16 protein-coding genes are annotated in these 18,316 nt (G+C 63.4%); 12 read left to right on the forward strand and 4 right to left on the reverse strand.

The features are described from left to right. The first annotated feature begins 73 nt into the window (after positions 1–73). The 3 genes from lpdA (at position 74) to sucD (ending at position 3,721) form a co-directional block, all read left to right on the forward strand. Positions 74–1,513: a dihydrolipoyl dehydrogenase gene (lpdA, locus tag ACGLWX_RS08620; RefSeq protein WP_396238980.1), complete on the forward strand. Its 1,440-nt coding sequence runs from the start codon at positions 74–76 to the stop codon at positions 1,511–1,513. 169 nt (positions 1,514–1,682) lie between these two features. Continuing rightward, the gene (sucC, locus tag ACGLWX_RS08625; protein WP_396238982.1) at positions 1,683–2,849 is read left to right on the forward strand and encodes an ADP-forming succinate--CoA ligase subunit beta; all 1,167 of its coding nucleotides are present in this window, start codon (positions 1,683–1,685) and stop codon (positions 2,847–2,849) included. After that, positions 2,849–3,721 (forward strand): succinate--CoA ligase subunit alpha, encoded by an 873-nt coding sequence (gene sucD, locus ACGLWX_RS08630; RefSeq protein WP_396238984.1) that lies wholly within the window; start codon positions 2,849–2,851, stop codon positions 3,719–3,721. The genes sucC and sucD overlap by 1 nt, the downstream gene beginning before the upstream one ends. An 89-nt stretch (positions 3,722–3,810) precedes the next feature. On the opposite strand, the gene ACGLWX_RS08635 is transcribed toward sucD, so the two are convergent. Then, the gene (locus ACGLWX_RS08635) at positions 3,811–4,815 is read right to left on the reverse strand and encodes a YbhN family protein (protein WP_396238986.1); all 1,005 of its coding nucleotides are present in this window, start codon (positions 4,813–4,815) and stop codon (positions 3,811–3,813) included. Further along, positions 4,787–5,905 (reverse strand): glycosyltransferase, encoded by a 1,119-nt coding sequence (locus ACGLWX_RS08640; protein WP_396238988.1) that lies wholly within the window; start codon positions 5,903–5,905, stop codon positions 4,787–4,789. The genes ACGLWX_RS08635 and ACGLWX_RS08640 overlap by 29 nt, the downstream gene beginning before the upstream one ends. Positions 5,906–6,114: 209 nt before the next feature. On the opposite strand from ACGLWX_RS08640, the gene ACGLWX_RS08645 reads away from it, so the two are divergent. Together ACGLWX_RS08645 and ACGLWX_RS08650 are read left to right on the forward strand one after the other, a co-directional pair. After that, entirely contained in the window at positions 6,115–6,531 is a 417-nt protein-coding gene (locus tag ACGLWX_RS08645) for a CopG family transcriptional regulator (protein ID WP_252106682.1), read from the forward strand. Between the two features lie 33 nt (positions 6,532–6,564). Then, the gene (locus ACGLWX_RS08650; protein WP_396238990.1) at positions 6,565–7,758 is read left to right on the forward strand and encodes an alpha/beta hydrolase family esterase; all 1,194 of its coding nucleotides are present in this window, start codon (positions 6,565–6,567) and stop codon (positions 7,756–7,758) included. Between the two features lie 76 nt (positions 7,759–7,834). Here ACGLWX_RS08650 and ACGLWX_RS08655 read toward each other — a convergent pair whose 3' ends face one another. Then, positions 7,835–9,775, reverse strand: coding sequence for an exoribonuclease II (locus ACGLWX_RS08655; RefSeq protein ID WP_396239434.1), 1,941 nt, complete (start codon positions 9,773–9,775; stop codon positions 7,835–7,837). Between the two features lie 217 nt (positions 9,776–9,992). Between ACGLWX_RS08655 and ACGLWX_RS08660 the strand changes: the two genes are divergently transcribed. Next, on the forward strand, positions 9,993–10,790 hold the full coding sequence (locus ACGLWX_RS08660) for an HAD family hydrolase (protein WP_396238992.1): 798 nt from the start codon (positions 9,993–9,995) through the stop codon (positions 10,788–10,790). 46 nt (positions 10,791–10,836) lie between these two features. On the opposite strand, the gene ACGLWX_RS08665 is transcribed toward ACGLWX_RS08660, so the two are convergent. Then, complete coding sequence (locus ACGLWX_RS08665) at positions 10,837–12,489, reverse strand: OFA family MFS transporter (RefSeq protein ID WP_396238994.1); 1,653 nt, start codon at positions 12,487–12,489, stop codon at positions 10,837–10,839. 303 nt (positions 12,490–12,792) lie between these two features. On the opposite strand from ACGLWX_RS08665, the gene ACGLWX_RS08670 reads away from it, so the two are divergent. The 6 genes from ACGLWX_RS08670 to ACGLWX_RS08695 all read left to right on the forward strand — a co-directional run bounded on the left by ACGLWX_RS08670 (position 12,793) and on the right by ACGLWX_RS08695 (position 18,311). After that, positions 12,793–13,245, forward strand: a complete 453-nt coding sequence (locus ACGLWX_RS08670) for a response regulator (RefSeq protein ID WP_396238996.1) — start codon at positions 12,793–12,795, stop codon at positions 13,243–13,245. Further along, a complete protein-coding gene (locus ACGLWX_RS08675; RefSeq protein WP_396238998.1) occupies positions 13,197–13,514 on the forward strand; it encodes a helix-turn-helix domain-containing protein in 318 nt (105 codons plus the stop codon). Before ACGLWX_RS08670 ends, ACGLWX_RS08675 begins: the two co-directional genes overlap by 49 nt. After that, complete coding sequence (locus ACGLWX_RS08680; RefSeq protein ID WP_396239000.1) at positions 13,514–14,983, forward strand: ATP-binding protein; 1,470 nt, start codon at positions 13,514–13,516, stop codon at positions 14,981–14,983. Before ACGLWX_RS08675 ends, ACGLWX_RS08680 begins: the two co-directional genes overlap by 1 nt. A 265-nt stretch (positions 14,984–15,248) precedes the next feature. Beyond that, the gene (locus ACGLWX_RS08685) at positions 15,249–16,463 is read left to right on the forward strand and encodes an ABC transporter substrate-binding protein (protein WP_396239436.1); all 1,215 of its coding nucleotides are present in this window, start codon (positions 15,249–15,251) and stop codon (positions 16,461–16,463) included. 62 nt (positions 16,464–16,525) lie between these two features. Then, positions 16,526–17,440: a carbohydrate ABC transporter permease gene (locus tag ACGLWX_RS08690; protein WP_396239002.1), complete on the forward strand. Its 915-nt coding sequence runs from the start codon at positions 16,526–16,528 to the stop codon at positions 17,438–17,440. Beyond that, a complete protein-coding gene (locus ACGLWX_RS08695; RefSeq protein WP_396239004.1) occupies positions 17,433–18,311 on the forward strand; it encodes a carbohydrate ABC transporter permease in 879 nt (292 codons plus the stop codon). Before ACGLWX_RS08690 ends, ACGLWX_RS08695 begins: the two co-directional genes overlap by 8 nt. Positions 18,312–18,316 lie beyond the last annotated feature (5 nt).

The following is an 18,316-nucleotide window of genomic DNA, read 5'->3' on the forward strand; positions in this document are numbered from 1 at the left end:
GGCCCCGGATTCGTGTTTCGATTGGCACAATTGAAGCGCACGCATTCAGGGTCACCAAGCGAAAGGAGCCAACATGGCTGACAAGTTTGATGTAATCGTTATCGGTGCCGGCCCCGGTGGCTACGTAGCCGCCATTCGCGCCGCCCAGCTAGGTCAGAAAGTTGCCTGTGTCGAGAAGTGGCAGGGCAAGGAAGGCAACGTGGTTCACGGCGGCACCTGCCTGAACGTGGGCTGCATTCCGTCCAAGGCGCTGCTGGAAGCCTCGCACAAGTACGTCGAAGCCAAGCACGATTTCGACGATCTGGGCATTCAGGCGAGCGACGTCTCCATGGACGTCACCAAGATGATGGCCCGCAAGGACAAGATCGTTAAGAACCTGACCGGCGGCATCTCTGGTCTGTTCAAGGCCAACGGCGTCACCGCGATCGACGGTACCGGTAAGGTCGTTGCCAACAACCAGGTCGAAGTCACCGACCTGGACGGCAACACCACCAAGTACGAAGCCGACAACATCGTCATCGCCGCCGGCTCCGTGCCGGTCGAAATCCCGCCGACGCCGCTGACCGACGACCTGATCGTCGACTCCACCGGCGCGCTCGAATTCAAGGACGCGCCGAAGCGTCTGGGCGTGATCGGCGCCGGCGTCATCGGTCTTGAGCTTGGCAGCGTTTGGAACCGTCTGGGTTCTGAAGTCACCGTGCTCGAAGCAATGGATTCCTTCCTGCCGATGGTCGACACCACCGTCGCCAAGGAAACCCAGAAACTGCTGAAAAAGCAGGGTTTGGACATCAAACTCGGCGCCCGCGTCACCGGCTCGGAAGTGAAGGACAACGAAGTCGTCGTCAAGTACACCGACGGTGACGGCGAGCAGGAAATCACCTTCGACAAGCTGATCGTCTGCGTCGGCCGTCGCCCCTACACCAAGGGCGTGATCGCCGACGACGTCAGCATCGAACTCGACGAGCGCGGCTTCATCTTCGTCGACGACCAGTGCCGCACCAACGTGCCGGGCGTTTACGCCATTGGCGACTGCGTTCGCGGCCAGATGCTGGCGCACAAGGCCTCGGAAGAGGGCATCATGGTGGCGGACATCATCGCCGGCCACAAAGCCGAGATGAACTACGACGCCATTCCGTGTGTCATCTACACCGCGCCGGAAGTTGCTTGGGTAGGCTTGACCGAGCAGGATGCCAAGTCCAAGGGCATCGAAGTCAAGACCGGTACCTTCCCGTTTGCCGCCAGCGGTCGCGCCATGGCGAACAACGCCACCGAAGGTAGCGCCAAGGTGATCGCCGACGCCGAAACCGATCGCATTCTGGGCGTACACATCGTCGGCCAGCACGCCGGCGAGCTGATCGCTCAGGCCGTGATCGCGATGGAATTTGGCTCCAGTGCTGAAGATCTGGCGTTGACCTGCTATGCCCACCCCACCATGTCGGAAGCGGTACACGAAGCCGCACTGGCCGTGGACGGGCATGCCATTCACATGGCGAACCGCAAAAAGCGCAAGTAAGTCCGTGACAGCGCTCGTTAATAAAGCTGTGTAATACAGAATGTGTAATAACCAGGCGTCACCCTAAGGTGGCGCAACGCCTCGACCGGTTTGCGGATCGAGGCACGGGGATGGCCGGTGCCCGGCATCGGCCATCGTTCGAGTCACATGCAACCAATGGCATGAATCGATGAACCTTCACGAGTATCAGGGCAAACAGCTGTTTGCCGATTATGGCTTGCCGGTATCCAAGGGCTTTGCCGTGGACACGCCGGAAGAAGCGGTAGAAGCGTGCAAAAAAATCGGCGGTGAAATGTGGGTCGTCAAGGCTCAGGTTCACGCAGGCGGCCGCGGTAAAGCGGGCGGCGTCAAGCTGATCAAAGACCCGGCAGAAGCCAAGGCGTTCGCCGAGCAGTGGCTGGGCAAGAATCTCGTCACCTACCAGACCGACGAAAAAGGTCAGCCGGTTGCCAAGATTCTGGTCGAGAACTGCACCGACATCGCCGACGAGCTCTATCTGGGCGCGGTCGTCGATCGTACCAGCCGTCGCGTCGTCTTCATGGCGTCCACCGAAGGCGGTGTCGACATTGAAACCGTCGCCGAAGAGACGCCGGAAAAGATTCTGAAAGCCGAGATCGATCCGCTGGTCGGCGCGCAGCCCTACCAGGCGCGCGACCTCGCTTTCAAACTGGGCCTGAAAGGCGACCAGATCAAGCAGTTCACCAAGATCTTCTTGGGTCTTTCCAAGCTGTTCCACGACAAGGATCTGGCGCTTCTGGAAATCAACCCGCTGGTCATTACCGATGAAGGTAACCTGCACTGCCTCGACGCCAAACTCGGCCTCGACAGCAATGCGCTGTACCGTCATCCGGACCTGCAGGAAATGCGTGACCCGAGCCAGGAAGACCAGCGCGAAGCGGATGCAGCCAAGTGGGAGCTCAACTACGTAGCGCTCGACGGCAACATCGGCTGCATGGTCAACGGCGCGGGCCTGGCGATGGGCACCATGGACATCGTCAACCTGTCTGGCGGCAAGCCGGCCAACTTCCTAGACGTTGGCGGCGGCGCGACCAAAGAGCGCGTAGCCGAAGCGTTCAAGATCATCCTGTCTGACGACAATGTGAAAGCCGTACTGGTCAACATTTTCGGCGGCATCGTGCGCTGCGACATGATCGCGGAAGGCATCATCGGTGCGGTCGAGCAGGTCGGTGTCAACGTACCGGTCGTCGTGCGTCTGGAAGGTAACAACGCCGAGCTGGGTGCCGAGAAGCTGGCCTCCAGCGGTTTGAACATCATCGCTGCCACCAGCCTGAGCGACGCCGCTCAGCAGGTCGTCAAAGCAGCGGAGGGCAAGTAATGAGTATCCTGATCGACAAGAACACCAAGGTCATCTGCCAGGGGTTCACCGGTGGCCAGGGCACGTTCCACTCCGAACAGGCGATTGCCTACGGCACGCAAATGGTCGGCGGTGTAACGCCGGGTAAAGGCGGCCAAACGCATTTGGGTCTTCCGGTTTTCAACACCGTTGCCGAAGCGGTCGAGGAAACCGGCGCCGAAGCCAGCGTCATCTACGTACCCGCGGCATTCTGCAAGGATTCCATCCTTGAAGCCGCCAATGCCGGTATCAAGCTGATCGTCTGCATCACCGAAGGTATCGCAACGCTTGATATGCTCGACGCGAAAGTAAAATGCGACGAGCTCGGCGTTCGCCTGATCGGCCCGAACTGCCCCGGTGTCATCACCCCCGGTGAGACCAAGATCGGCATCATGCCGGGTCACATCCACCAGCCGGGCCGCGTGGGCATCGTCTCTCGTTCGGGCACGCTGACCTATGAAGCGGTCAAGCAGACCACCGATCACGGCTTCGGCCAGTCCACCTGTGTGGGCATCGGCGGCGACCCGATTCCGGGCTCCAACTTCATCGACATCCTCGAGATGTTCGAGAAGGACCCGAAAACCGAAGCGATCGTCATGATCGGCGAGATCGGCGGCACCGCGGAAGAAGAAGCGGCGGCCTACATCAAGGACAACGTCTCCAAGCCGGTCGTTGCCTACATCGCGGGCGTGACTGCGCCTCCCGGTAAGCGCATGGGCCACGCCGGTGCGATCATCTCCGGCGGTAAAGGCACTGCGGACGACAAATTCGGCGCTCTCGAAGCGGCGGGTGTCAAAACCGTTCGCTCGCTGGCCGAAATCGGCGACGCGCTGAAGGAAGCGACCGGCTGGTAAATGTTGCCGCTCGGTTCACGCGTACGTCAAAAGGGCACCTTCGGGTGCCCTTTTTAGTGTCTGGCCGTTGGCTCTTTATCGAGACTCGTTTAAGCCCGTTTGAGCCAGCGCGCGCCCAGCAGCAAAAATACCGGCGCTCCTACGGCAAGATACAGATGATAGCTCACAAGCCGCCACACCAGCACCGCCGCCGCCACCTGCTCATGATCCATCAAGGGCAGCAGCAGGGTGCCCACACCCAGCTCCGCTGCACCCGCGCCACCGGGCAAAAAGCTGAGCTGACTGGCCGCCATTGCCAGCATTTGAACCATGAACGTCCAGAGCCAGTCCGCTTGCCCACCCACGCCGATCACCGCGATGAACAGAAGACTATAGCGCAGCACCCAGTGAAGCGCGGTCAGCAGCAAAATGGCGGCAAGTGTGGGTTTGGGCAGGCGCAGCGTCATCACCAGCGCCCGCCGGCCGCGCAGTAGCCACCGCGCGAGCCAGCGCCGCCCTGCAGCGTGCGGCCTCGCTTTGGGGCGCAGACGCAAAAGCTCCGGCAGATAGATGATCACGAGCGCGAAGATCGTGATCAAAACGCCAAGGCCAAGCAGGGCGGCCTCGATCAGCCCCTGATGGGGCCAGCGCGTCTCACCGGTGAGCGAGGCCGCGACCGCCACGCCCAGCATGCTCAGAAAAAAGAGCGAGTCGCAGCCCTGGTCGATCAAAAACACCGCGGTGCCTTTGGCCGGCGGCACGCCGCGCTTGGAAAGCAGTGCCAGCAGCGTGACCGGGCCGCCGCTTCCGCCTGGCGTGGCGCAAAGCGCGAACTTGGCCGCAAGCTCGATACCGAGCGCGCTGCGCTGATTCAGCGTGGCAATACCCAGCATCAGGCGTAGCCGAAGGGCGTTGATGTTCCAGCACACCGCGGCAATGACGACCATGAGGCTCAGCAGGCTCGTTGGAAAAGCCCTCGCGTATACAAGCGCTTCGCGCCCGCCGGCCAGCAGGACCAAAACCAGGGGCGCGACGATGGCCGCCAGCAGCAAAACCACCGGCAGCACACGCAGGCGCCGGGCGGGCTTAGCGGCTGAGAGCGCGGGAAGGAGCATGACGTTGCTCGCCGGTCAGCGTTTGATAGTGGCCAAGCAGATCGAGGATAACGCTTTCCCAGCCAAACCGGCGCTCGACGAAGTGGCGGGCGTAGCGGCCGCTTGCCGCGATGTCGTTATCGAACAGTGCTCGGCAGGCGTCGGCCATGGCGCCGGGGTCGAGCGGTGGGCATAACACGCCACCACCCAGCGGCACGTTCTCGATCAGCGCCCCGGCGCGCGCGCCAACCACCGGCAGGCCGCTGGCCATCGCTTCCTGGGCGATCAGCCCAAACGTCTCGCGCGTGCCGGCGTGCAGCAGCGCGTCGCTGGCGGCCAGCGCCGCCGCCACCTCGAAAGCGCCGCAGCAGCGGCTCACGCTGGTGACGTTGGCGGGCACGCGCGTCGGCATCCCCGGGCCCATCAGCAGAAGATGATACTCATCGCCCAGGTGCTTCATGGTCGAGAGCAGCACGTCGATGTTTTTCTCCCGCGAAAAGCGCCCGACGAAAATCAGCAGCCGCTTGTGTTCGGCGATCCCGTAGCGCGTTCGCAGGTCCGGGTCGGCGTGGCGCGGGTGAAAGCGCTCGAGGTCCACGCCCAGCGACTGAACGCGCACGTCACTGACGCCCCAGTCGCAAAGGCGGTCCGCCATGGCCTGGCAGGGCGCGAGCACGCTGTCGAAACGGTTATAGAGATCGGTCACGTAGCGAATCAGGCGGCGCTGTACGCGGTGGCCGAAGCGGTCGCCCATCAGCCGGGGCAGGTCCGAGTGGTAGAAGCCCACCACCGGCACGCCAAGACGCTGGCCTGCCTCGAGCGCGGCCCAGGCGGTCACGTAGGGGTCGCCGGCTTCGATGACGTTCGGTGCAAGGTTGATGAGCGCTTCGCGCCAGGGTCCCCGGCGTAGCGGAAAGCGGTAGCCTTGGCCCAGCGGCAGGTTGAGCGCGGGCAGTGTATGGCGATCGCTCAGGCTGTCTCGCTCGGCGCCGGGCACCAGTAGGCTAGTGCGAACGCCGCTCGCTTGCAGTACGCGGTGTTTGGCCTGCAGGTAGGTACGCACGCCGCCGCTGGCGGGGGCGTGAAACATGGTGATGTCGGCAATGTGCAAGGTCGTCTCCGCCGGCGGTAGTGATCGCTTAGCCTAGCGAGAAAACAAGTCAGTTATGCGACAGCGGTGTCGCTTGTCGCATCGAGCACTTTTCATTACCGCCGTTACACCGAAAGATCTTGCTTATTGCTCGATTGAGCCTAATATAACATCCATGTGGATGGTATATGGATTCCTATCGCCATCTTTAACGTGGAGAGGGGCTTTTTATGAGCGTTCACGAGCTGCGCCGCAAGACCGGCGACACCAGCGAAAAAATCACCATCAATCTGGGCGTGGTCGATTTGGGGCAGATCGATCTGCTGGTTCAGGAGGGCTTTTACTCCAATCGCACCGACCTGATCCGCACGGCAATCCGTAACCAGCTGGCAAGCCACGCCGAGGTGGTCAAGCAGACCGTGTCGCGCAAGGCCTTCGTGCTGGGGCTTACGCACTACAGCCGGGCGGATCTGGAAGCGCTGCAGGCGGCGGGTGAAACCCTGCAGATCCAGGTGCTCGGCATGGCGACGATCGCCGACGATGTCACCCCGGAGCTTGCCGCCGCGACGATCGAGTCCGTCGTGGTGCTCGGCGCCCTGCATGCCAGCAAAGCGGTCAAGGCGGCGCTGTCAGGCCGCATTCACTGATGTATTCATTGATGTATCCTTGAGGTATCGATCATGATCGACGCAACCCGTACCCAGCGAATGCAAGAAGCGACGCGGCTTACCCGCGCCGGAAAGCTCGATGAGGCGATGCGGGTGCTGCAAGGGGGCGCGCCTGGCGCCGACGACCCCGAGCCCGCGTCGACTGAAACCGGTAACGTGTTTGATAGCACCTGCGAGGTGAAGGCGCGCATCTTCGAGCCGTTCGAAGCACCGCGCCAGCCCCACGCCTTTGATTGGCGCCAGCAGTGGGCCGGTATGAAAGGTGGCGCGACGAGTGCTGACGATGCGTCCGAACACCTGGCGCCGGCCACCCCCGGCACCTTCACCGCCGGGCGTTTCGCCAACCGCGTCGGTGCACGTGACTACAAACTCTACACGCCGAGCGGCTATCAGGGTCAGCCGATGGCGCTGGTGGTCATGCTGCACGGCTGCACCCAAAACCCGGACGACTTCGCCGCCGGCACCGCCATGAACCAATTGGCCGAAGAGCAGACGTTTTGCGTGCTTTACCCGGCCCAGCCGGCAAGCGCCAATACCTCGAAGTGCTGGAACTGGTTCAAGGCCCAGGACCAGGCGCGCGACGGCGGCGAGCCCGAGCTTCTGGCGGGCATGACGCGCCAGGTTTTGGACGCCTATCATCTTGACGGCTCGCGGGTGTTCGTGGCCGGGCTGTCCGCAGGCGCGGCCATGGCGACCACCCTGGCCATGATCTATCCGGAGCTATTCACCGCTGTAGGCTTGCACTCGGGGCTGCCCCACGGCGTTGCCAAAAGCCTTCCGGACGCGCTGGCCGCGATGCAGGGCGGGCAGGGCGCCACCGCTGTCACCAAACGGCAGGAGTGCCGCGTGCCGGCCATCGTTTTCCACGGCGACCGCGACACCACCGTGCATCCAAAAAATGCCGAGCGTGTGGTGGCCCAGTACGCCGCGAGCCGGCTTAGCGCCACGACCGAGCAGGGGGCGTCCGGCGCCGGCCAGCGCTATACGCGCCGGGTATATCGCGACGATCAAGGGGGGGCCAGGCTGGAGCAGTGGACGCTGCACGGCGCCGGCCACGCCTGGGCCGGGGGCAGCGCGGCGGGAAGCTATACCGACCCCAAAGGAATAGAGGCGAGCCGCGAAATGCTGCGCTTTTTCTTCGCCCAGCGTAGCAACGCAGAAAACGACCCGGCGGCTTCGAAGCCGTCTCGCCACGCAACGACCTGACCCGACGAGGCGAGTGTCAGGATATAAAAAAACGGCGGCGCCCTGGGGCGCCGCCGTTTTCGCGTTTCAACACCGTTTAGGCGGCGGGCTTGGCCACCAGCGAGCGGGTCTCTTCGCGGGCCTCGACGAGCTGAACGCGCAGTGCGTCGCCGAGCTTGTAGCGCTCCTCGCTCTCGATCTGGATGCGGCCTTCCTTGTCGTCGATCACGACCTTGTCGCGGTCAGAGTGCATCAAGGGCGCCGGCACGAAGGCGGTGGCGCCGTTGGCCAGCAGGCGCACGCGCATGCCGCCGCGGTTGATCGCCATGATCTCGGCGTCGAACGCGTCCTGGTTCTGGGCCGCCGGAGTCAAAAAGCGCACGTAGAGCCAGTCTTTCACGTCACGCTCGGCCATGCGGTTCAGCCGGCGGCGCTCGGTGAGCTGCTCGGTCAGTGCCTGGCTCGCCTCGGCCGGGGCCTGCTCGCCCTTCAACACGCGCTTGATCAAGCGGTGGTTGACCATGTCGCCGTACTTACGAATCGGCGAGGTCCAGGTGGCGTAGGCGGCCAGCCCCAGGCCGAAGTGCGGGCCGGGCTGAGCGGACATGCTGGTAAAGCCCTGGAAACGGCGCAGGCGGGCGTCGAGCCAGGCGTCGTCGCGGGATTCGAGCGCGCGCTTGAGATCCTTGTAGTGGTCGAGCTCAGTCAGCGCCTCGAGGGCCACTTCGATCTCCTGACCGGCGAGGAACTCCTGAGCGGCTTCGGCCTTTTCCGGCTCAAACGCGCGGTGCACGTTGAAGATGCCGTGGCCGATGTTGGCGGCCAGATAATCTGCGCAGCAGGCGTTGGCGGCAATCATCGACTCTTCGATCATGCGGTTGGCGATGCGGCGCTCTTCGGTGTTGATCGCCAGCACGTTGCCCGCTTCATCGAGCTCGAACACGTAGTCCGGGCGATCCTTGAACACCAGCGCGTTTGCGTTACGCCAGGCGGTGCGCGCCTCGGTCAGCGCCTGGAGCGCCTTGAGCTGCTCGGCGATGTCATCCGCCGGGGCCCAGTCGCCTTCACCGTCGATCCAATCGGAGACCCGATCATAAGCAAGCTTGGCGTGGGACTGCACGTTGGCAGCGAAGAAGCGGTAATCGCCCAGGCTTCCGTCAGCGTTGACGGTCAGCGTGCAGGCCAGCGCCGGGCGTGTCTTACCTTCCCACAGCGAGCAGAGATCGTCGGCAAGCTGCTCGGGCAGCATGGTCACGTTCTGACCCGGCAGATAAACGGTGAAGGCGCGCACCCGCGCTTCCAGATCTGCGGCGTGCTCTTCGTCGACGTAGGCCGTCGGGTCGGCGATCGCCACCGACAAATCCCAGCCGCCGTCGTCGCGGGTGGTGATGCGCAGCGCATCGTCCATATCCCTGGTCTTTTCACCGTCGATGGTGAAGAAGGGCTCATTGGTCAGATCTTCACGCTCAAGGCCTTCCTCACGCAGCGGCCAGTCGCTGCCGGCCTCCGGGCTTGCCTGCTCGAGCGCGTGACGGGCCAGCGTCACGCGCCAGGGCACCGCCGGGTTGTCGGCCTTGGCCACCAGCTCATCGATCTGGGCGAAAAAGCCGCGGTCGTTCTCTTTCAGTGGGTGGCGCACCAGACGTGCCACGACCCAGTCGCCGTCATCGATGCTCGATTCGTCGAGGCTGTTTTTGATGCGCGACTTGATGACGTTGCGAATCGAGGGGTGGTCCGGCACCACGGCTAGGCGGTCTTCGCGCTTTTGCACGCGCGCAACGAAACGGTCGAGGCCGGCTTCGAGCAGCTTCTCCGGCTCGACGGATTTCTTGTCGCCGTTTTCGTGAATCACCGCCTCGACCCGGTCGCCGTGAATCACCTTTTTCATGGCGGGGGGCGGCACGAAGTAGGAGTCGCCGCCGTCGGTTTCGAGAAAGCCGAAGCCTTTCTCGGTGCCCTTGATCACGCCTTCGGCGCGCGGCGTGGTGTCACGAATCTGTTGCTTGAGCTGAGCCAGCACGGAGTTATTTTGCAGCATGAGTTCAATCAGTTGGCGAGAGTAGCCTGCCACTATACGGATTCCCGCCCACCGCGCCAATTGCCCAGCGAGTCGATATCGCCGGGGGCTCGCAAGGTCAATGACTTACCCGCGCCTTTGATAATCGGTTAAGCTTGCCAGCCGTTTGACGCGCGCGAACATCTGACCAGAACCTTCAATAAACCCTCTCGTTAACGCCCTCGACCAAGGAGCCACCATGACCCCCCGGCTGATTGTTTCCGACCTGGATGGAACGCTTTTGGGCAGTGATCACGTGCTGCACGAAAGCACCATCGAGGTGCTGCGCGCGCTCACCGAGCAGGGCCACCAGCTCACGCTCGCCTCCGGGCGCCACTACCGCGATATGAAGGTGTTTCGCGACGAGCTGGACGTGCCGATGCACCTGATCAGCAGCAACGGCGCCTACACCCACGCCCCGGACGACACTCTGCTCGCGGCCCACCACGTCGACCCGGACAAGGCACGAGCGTTGATCGACCTCGATCGCCCGGCCAACGTGCGCTTGAGCCTTTACCTGGACGACGCTTGGTATATCGATTCCGAGTCGCCGGGACATTTGGCGATGCACGCCGCGACCGGCTTCGTCTATCAGGTGGTCCCGGCAAGCGAGATGCCGGTCAACGGTATCGGCAAGGTGCTGTACGGCGGCGACCCATCAGCGCTTGCCCGCATCGAGGCGAGCGTTCGCCAAATCGGCGGGGAACACTTGCACGTCACTTACTCGACGCCGAATTCGCTCGAGATCATGGCCGGTGGGGTAAACAAGGGCGTGGCGCTTGCCGCACTGCTCGAGCGCCTGAACCTGCGCGCCGACGAGTGCCTGGCGTTTGGCGACAACCTGAACGACGTTGAGATGCTTGCGCTAGCCGGCGAGGCGCATTACATGGCCAACGCTCACCCGGAGATGGCCGGGCGGCTAGGGCGCGGGCGTCAGATCGGCCACCACCACGAAGCGGGGGTGGCCGAGCTTCTGCGCGAGCGTTTCGGGCTCTAGGCGATCAGAGCCCGGGCGGGTGGCGACTCTGGTCTAGAACTGTGGTCTAGAAGAGCGCGGCGGCCTTGGCCAGCGCGATGTAGAGCCCGATCAAAAACGGCACGCCGACCGCAAGCCAGGCCAGCACGCCGCGCGCGCCGAAGCGCCCCCGGGCGGCCTGATGGGCATCACTCGACACGCTCGCTTCGTTTTGCAGGGCGCGTTCGCGAGCCAGCTCTTCTTCGGACATGTGCAGCGATTGATCGACCGGGCGCACGAGGCTGTTGCATACGAGCCCCACGGCCAGCAGCCCGGCCATGATGTAGAGCGTGCGGTCGTACACCAGCGCCGGCGCAACGCCTGCGTCGAGCTGGGCTTCACGAATGAGCGTGATCACGATCGGGCCGATCAGGCCCGCAGCGGTCCAGGCGGTGAGCAGGCGGCCATGAATGGCGCCGACCATCTGGGTGCCGAAGATATCGGCAAGATACGCCGGCACCGTGGCGAAGCCGCCGCCGTACATGCTCAAGATCACGCAGATGGCGATGACGAACATGCCGGCCATGCCCCAGTGCCCCCAGGTGGGCAGCGAGCAGTAGGTAATAATCCCAAGGACGAAGAAGACGTAGTAGGTGTTCTTGCGCCCGAGCTTATCCGAAAGCGAGGCCCAGAATAGGCGCCCAACGCTGTTGAACAGGCTGATCAACCCCACCAGTCCTGCAGCGGCTGCGGCAATGGCGGCGCTCTGAGCGCCGGTCAAGGCAGCGCCGGTGTTCTCGAGCCCTAACAGGGCAGGGCCGAAAACGTCCTGAAGCATGGGGCTTGCCATCGAGATGACCGCGATGCCCGCGGTGACGTTCAAGAACAGCACCGACCAGATCAGCCAGAACTGCCGGGTTTTCCAGGCGTTGCGCAGATGAACGTGACCCTGGGTGATCATGGTGTTGCTCTGCTGTTTGGGCGAGGGCTGCCACCCTTGTGGCTTCCAGCCGTTGGGCGTGACGCGAAAGCTCAAAGCGCCGGCGCTCATGACGATGAAGTAGATGACGCCCATTGTCATCAGAGTAAGTGCGACACCGTTACCGCCGTTGTCGGCGTACAGCCCCATTAGCCATACGGCCAGCGGTGCGCCCACCATGGCGCCGCCTCCGTAGCCCATGATCGCAAAACCCGTGGCCATGCCGCGCCGGTCGGGAAACCATTTGATCAGCGTCGAGACCGGGGTGATGTAGCCAAGCCCCTGACCGATGCCACCGAGTACCCCGCAGCCCAGATACAAAAGCCACAGCTGGTGGGTCATCACGCCAACCCCGCCCAGCACCAGCCCCCCGCCCCAGCAGAGCGCGGCGATAGCGCCGGCCTTGCGTGGCCCGGCATGCTCGAGCCAGGCACCCCAAAGCGCAGCGGAGATACCCAGCATGGCGATGAAAATACCAAAGGTGTAGGTCACATGCCCCACCGCCCAGTTGCAGGTCGTGGTCGTTAGTGCCTGCAAGAGCCCGATATCGCCACAGCTCGCAGCGGTCTCGGCGGAGGGCAGCAGGGTGGACATGGGAATCCAGAACACCGAAAAACCGTAGGCCATGCCGATACACAGATGAATCGCGAGCGCGGAAGTCGGCACCAGCCAGCGGTTGAACCCGGGGCCGGCGATGGTGTTTTCGCGCTCGAAAAAGCCGGGGCGTGCCCCGGCGGAACTGGCGGTAGTGGCAGTACTCATTCGTAATCCTTGATTGTTGTTAAAAGACGAGCGGTCGAGCAGCCTTTATGAAACGTTGTGCCTATTGTTGCCGTAGTGAAGGGCACCCCAGCGCCGCTTCAGTTAATTTTAAGACGCGGCGCGCCACAACTAGCCAATAGTTATATGAAGGTGATTGCATATGAGAATCCGGCGGCCTGCGAGCGCTTTGCAGCGCTCTGAGCGGGCCAGGGCGTCTACCACCTTGGTCGATAGCCGCTTGTGATGAACCGGGCTCTCCACCATTATCGTGGCCCAACGATAATGAGCCGGACCCCGCTTATCATGACCACATCGAGTGACTGCATCATGGTCGTCGACGACGACCCGGAGATCCGCGAGCTGCTGGCGGATTATCTGGGCCGCCACGGCTACCGGGTACAGACCGCCGACGGTGCCGATTCGCTGTTCAAGGCGCTCGAGACGAGCACGCCGACCCTTTTGATCCTGGACGTGATGATGCCCGGCGACGACGGCTTCGCCATTTGCCGCCGCCTGCGCCGCCAGGGGGATCTGCCGATCATCATGCTCACCGCCAGCAGCGATGACACCGACCGCATTCTGGGTCTCGAACTCGGCGCCGACGACTACGTAGCCAAGCCGTTCAACCCGCGCGAGCTTCTGGCACGCATCAAGGCGGTATTGCGCCGTGCCCACGCCCCGGCGCCGGCCAGCGTCAAAGACGCCGGGTGGTACGCTTCGGCGCCTGGCAGCTCGACCGCACCACCCGTGAACTGACGGACGAGCGCGGCGTTCTGGTCGCGCTCTCCGGCGCCGACTTTCAGCTTCTACAGGTATTTCTCGAGCGCCCGGCGACGGTGATCACCCGGGACGATCTTTACACGCTCACCCGCGGGCGCGACGCGCCGCCGTTGGATCGCTCCATCGACGTTCACGTTTGCCGGCTGCGCCAGCGCCTGGGCGAGGACGCCCAGCACTCCCAACTGATTCGTACCGTGCGCGGGGCGGGCTACGTGCTCACCGCCCGGGTCGATGCCGTCGGGTGATGACGCTGAAACGACGTCTTCAACGCCTGCTTCCGGCCACGCTGCGCGGGCGCTTCGTGATCATCATGATCGCCGGGGTGCTGGCGGCCCAGGCGGGCAGCTACGCGCTCTGGAGCGCTCAGGTGCGCGCCAGCCAGCTCGAACAGCTCGACGAGCTATCCAACAACATGGCGCAAAGCATCGCCTCGACCATGAAGTACTTTCGCTCACTGCCGGTGGACTATCGCCATATCGTGCTCGACCAACTGCGCAACATGGGCGGCACGCGCTTTTTCGTCAGCGTCAACGAGCGGCGCATCCCGGTGGTCGATATTGGCGACGGCCCGGAAAAGGCGCTGGTGGTGGACAACGTCTACACCATTTTGACCCGCGAGCTCGCCATCGATGATGTCGTCGTCGAGTTCTCGCGCCCGGACACCCTGCGCCTTTTCAATAACGAGGTGCTGCTGCATGATCTGCCGCCGCGCTGGGGCCAGCACAGTCTCTTGATGGAGCCGCTGTCGCCGCCGATTATGGTGGTACAGCTCGAACTCGCCCCGGATATGTGGCTCTATGTCGCCACGCTGCTCGGCGTGCCGGACATTTTCAGCGCCAGTGCCTGGCTGTCCGAAGAGCGTCTGCTGGTGGGAATTCTGGTGCTGATCAGCGTGCTGGGGCTTTCGCTTTTAAGCATCAAGAGCGCCACTCGGCCTTTGGCGCGACTCTCGAGGGCCGCGCGCCAGCTCGGTGACGATTTGGACAGCCCGCCGCTCAAGGAGAGCGGCCCGAGAGAAGTCGCCGCCACGTCGGCGGCGTTCAATCGCATGCAGCGGCGCATCCGCGATCAGGTCGAGGAGCGCGAACGGCTCTTTTCGGCGATCTCTCACGATTTGAAAACCCCGATTACCCGGATGCGCCTTCGCGCCGAAATGCTCGACGACCCGCGCCAGCGTGAGCGCTTTTGCGCTTCGCTCGACGAGCTTTCCGAGCTGGTGAAGGGAGCGCTGGCCTCGGTCAAGGGGCTCGACCTGCACGAGGAGCCGGTGGCCACGGATATCGGGGCGCTGGCGCTTCATCTTGCTTCGGAGCTTCGTTTGCAGGGGGGCGGTGTCGAGATCACCGGCCAGGCCGCGCCTTTGGTGGTCAAGCCGCTGGCGATCAAGCGCTGTCTTTCGAACCTTTTGGAGAACGCGGTGTTCTACGGCCAGCACGCCCGAGTCGAGATCATCGACGCCCCGGAGCGCGTGACGATTAGCCTTCGAGATGCCGGCCCCGGCATCGAGGAGTCACAGCTCGACCGGGTCTTTTCGCCGTTCGTGCGCCTGGAAGCCTCGCGCAGCCGCCACACCGGCGGCAGCGGCTTGGGACTCGGCATCGCCCGCCACATCGCCCGCGCCCACGGCGGCGATATCACGCTTGCCAATCACCCCGCCGGCGGGCTCGTCGCCACGCTGACGCTTGCCCGTCAGGCCAATGTTACCGGCTTGTAATAAAGCGCCAACACTTTGTAGGAAAGCGATACTCCCGTTTGCCTGTCCAGCGGCGTACCCTCACGTAAAGGGCACGCTCGAACGCGGCCCATTGTTTTACGTCTTATAACAGTCGACCCGCGCCGCACTCGGGGCGCCGACAATAACAACGCCAGGAGCCACCATGTCCACTTTGCGTCTACCTGCTTTGCATCTACCTACTCTGCGTCTGTCTACTCTGCCTCTACCGACGTTGCGCCAATCCGCCCTCGGCCTTGCACTTTCGATGGCCGCCACTACCTCGGCCCAGGCAAGCGATGTCGAAGTCCTCCACTGGTGGACCTCCGGCGGCGAGGCCCGCGCGGCCAACGTGCTCAAGGAGCTTTTGGAAGCCGAAGGCTACGGCTGGGAAGATTTCGCCGTGGCTGGCGGCGGCGGTGAAACCGCGATGACCGTGCTGAAATCCCGCGCCATGTCCGGCAACCCGCCATCGGCGGCCCAGATCAAGGGCCCGGAAATTCAGGAGTGGGGCGAGCTTGGGCTTCTGGGAGATCTCGACGACGTCGCCGCCGAGGAGAACTGGGACGAGCTGCTGCCCGAGGTGGTCGCCGACATCATGCGCTTCGACGGCCACTATGTGGCGGTACCGGCCAACGTACACCGGGTCAACTGGCTGTGGGCCAACCCGGAGGTACTGGACGCCGCCGGGGTCGAGATGCCCACGACTCTTGACGAGCTGTTCACCGCCGGCGAGGCGATTCGCGAAGCGGGCTTCGTGCCACTGGCCCACGGCGGCCAAGCCTGGCAGGACGCCACCGTGTTCGAAAGCGTGGTGCTGGGAAGTCAAGGGGTGGATTTCTACCGTCAGTCGCTGGTCGAGCTCGACCCCGAGGCGCTGGGGAGCGATCAAATGATCGAGGCGCTGGAGACCTTCAAACGCCTGCGCGAGCTGATGGACGAGGGTATGCCCGGGCGGGACTGGAACATCGCGACCAATATGGTGATCGAGGGCGAAGCCGGCTTTCAGCTAATGGGCGACTGGGCCAAGGGCGAGTTCACCGCCGCTGGGCTCACCGCCGGCGAAGACTACCTGTGCGCCGCCGCACCGGGCAGTGAAGACGCCTTCTCGTTCAATATTGACAGCCTTGCCATGTTCCGCGTGAGCGACGACGGCGAGCGCGAGGCCCAGCAGGCGCTGGCGCGGCTGGTACTCGAACCGACCTTCCAGGAAGCCTTCAACCTGGCCAAGGGCTCGATTCCCGCCCGTCCTGATCTCGACATGAGCGAGTTCGACAGCTGCGCCGAGCAGTCGCTGGCGGATTTTCAGCGCACCGCTGAAACCGGTGGCCTAGTGCCCAGCATGTCCCACGGCATGGCCGTACGCGCCGACGTACAGGGCGCGATCTTCGATGTGGTGACCAACTACTTCAACGACGCCAACATGCCCGCCGACCAGGCCGCCGAGCGCCTAGTGAGTGCCGCTCAAATGGCCTCGTTCTAAACGTTTCTTGATGTTCGCGCCGCCGCCCGGCGGCGCGCCTTGCTGACCGGCGAGATTTCCCCATGACACACTCGATTTCACCGAAGGCCCGGCGGCCGACGGCGTCCGGCCGACTGCAGGCGTGGCTGCCGCGGCTGGTGCTGGCGCCTTCGGCGGCCGTGATTCTGTTTTTCGTTTACGGCTTCATGCTCTGGACGTTCGTGCTGTCGCTGACCAGCTCGCGCATGCTGCCAAGCTACGACTTCGTCGGCTTCGGGCAGTACGCGCGGCTAATGGCCAACGACCGCTGGTGGGTCGCCTCGACCAACCTGATGATTTTCGGCGCGCTGTTCGTTGCGGTGTGTCTGGTGGTCGGCGTTTTGCTTGCCATTTTGCTCGACCAGAAAATCCGTCAGGAGGGGGCGCTGCGCACCGTCTATCTCTACCCGATGGCGCTATCGTTCATCGTCACCGGGGTGGTGTGGAAGTGGCTTTTGAACCCGCAGCTCGGCATCCAGGCGATGGTGCAGGGCTGGGGCTTCGAGTCGTTTCGCTTCGACTGGATCGTCGATCCGAACATGGCGATCTATACGCTGGTGATCGCCGCAGTGTGGCAAGCCTCGGGCTTCGTGATGGCACTGTTTCTAGCGGGGCTCAGAGGCATTGACGACAGCATCATCAAGGCCGCCCAGCTCGACGGGGCGAGCCTACCGCGCATTTACTGGCGCGTGGTGATGCCGTGCCTGCGCCCGGTGGTGTTTAGCGCGGTGATGATTCTGGCACACATCGCGATCAAGAGCTTCGATCTGGTGGTAGCGCTGACCGGCGGTGGCCCGGGCTACGCCTCGGATCTGCCCGCGACCTTCATGTACACCCACGCCTTTAACCGCGCCCAGATCGGGCTGGGCTCCGCCAGCGCCATGCTAATGCTGGGCGGGGTGCTGGCGATTCTGATTCCCTATCTCTATTCGGAACTGAGGAGCCGCCGCCATGGCTGATGCCATTCGTCGCCAAACCGTTGGCGCGCGCCTTTTGCGCGGCGCGCTTTACGCCATTTTGATTGTGGCCGCACTTTTCTACGCGCTGCCGCTTTTGATCATGCTGATCACCTCCATCAAGCCGCTGTCCGAGATCACCGCCGGCTCGCTGCTGTCACTGCCGCAGAACCCGACCCTCGCGCCCTGGACCAAAGCCTGGGGCGAGGCGTGTACCGGCATGCGCTGCGAAGGCGTGGGAGGCTACTTCTGGAACTCGTTTGCCATCGTGATCCCGGCGGTGCTGATCTCGACCACACTCGGCGCGCTCAACGGCTACGCCTTGACCAAGTGGCGCTTCAAGGGTGCGGAGATCGTGTTCGCCCTGATGCTGTTTGGCTGCTTCATTCCGTTTCAGGTGGTGCTTTTGCCCATGGCGCAGACGCTTGGCTGGCTGGGGCTTTCCAGCTCGCGCTCTGGCCTGGTACTGGTGCACGTGGTGTTCGGCATCGCCTTCACGACGCTTTTTTTCCGCAACTTCTACGTCGGCATTCCGGATGAGCTGGTGTCGGCGGCGAAGCTCGACGGTGCCGGGTTTTTTCGCATCTTCTGGCGCATTCTGCTGCCGGTATCGGCGCCGATCATCGTGGTGTCGATCATCTGGCAGTTCACCCAGATCTGGAACGACTTTCTGTTCGGCGTGGCGTTTTCGGGCCACGACACCCAGCCGGTGACGGTGGCGCTCAACAATCTGGTGAACACCTCGACCGGTGTTACCGAGTACAACGTCAACATGGCGGCGGCGATGATCGCCGCGCTGCCGACGCTGGTGGTCTACGTGCTGGCGGGCAAGTACTTCGTGCGCGGGCTGACCGCCGGTTCGGTCAAGGGTTAAGTACT

It is taken from the genome of Halomonas sp. HMF6819 (genome assembly GCF_044335525.1).
In the GTDB taxonomy this organism is placed as follows: domain Bacteria; phylum Pseudomonadota; class Gammaproteobacteria; order Pseudomonadales; family Halomonadaceae; genus Vreelandella.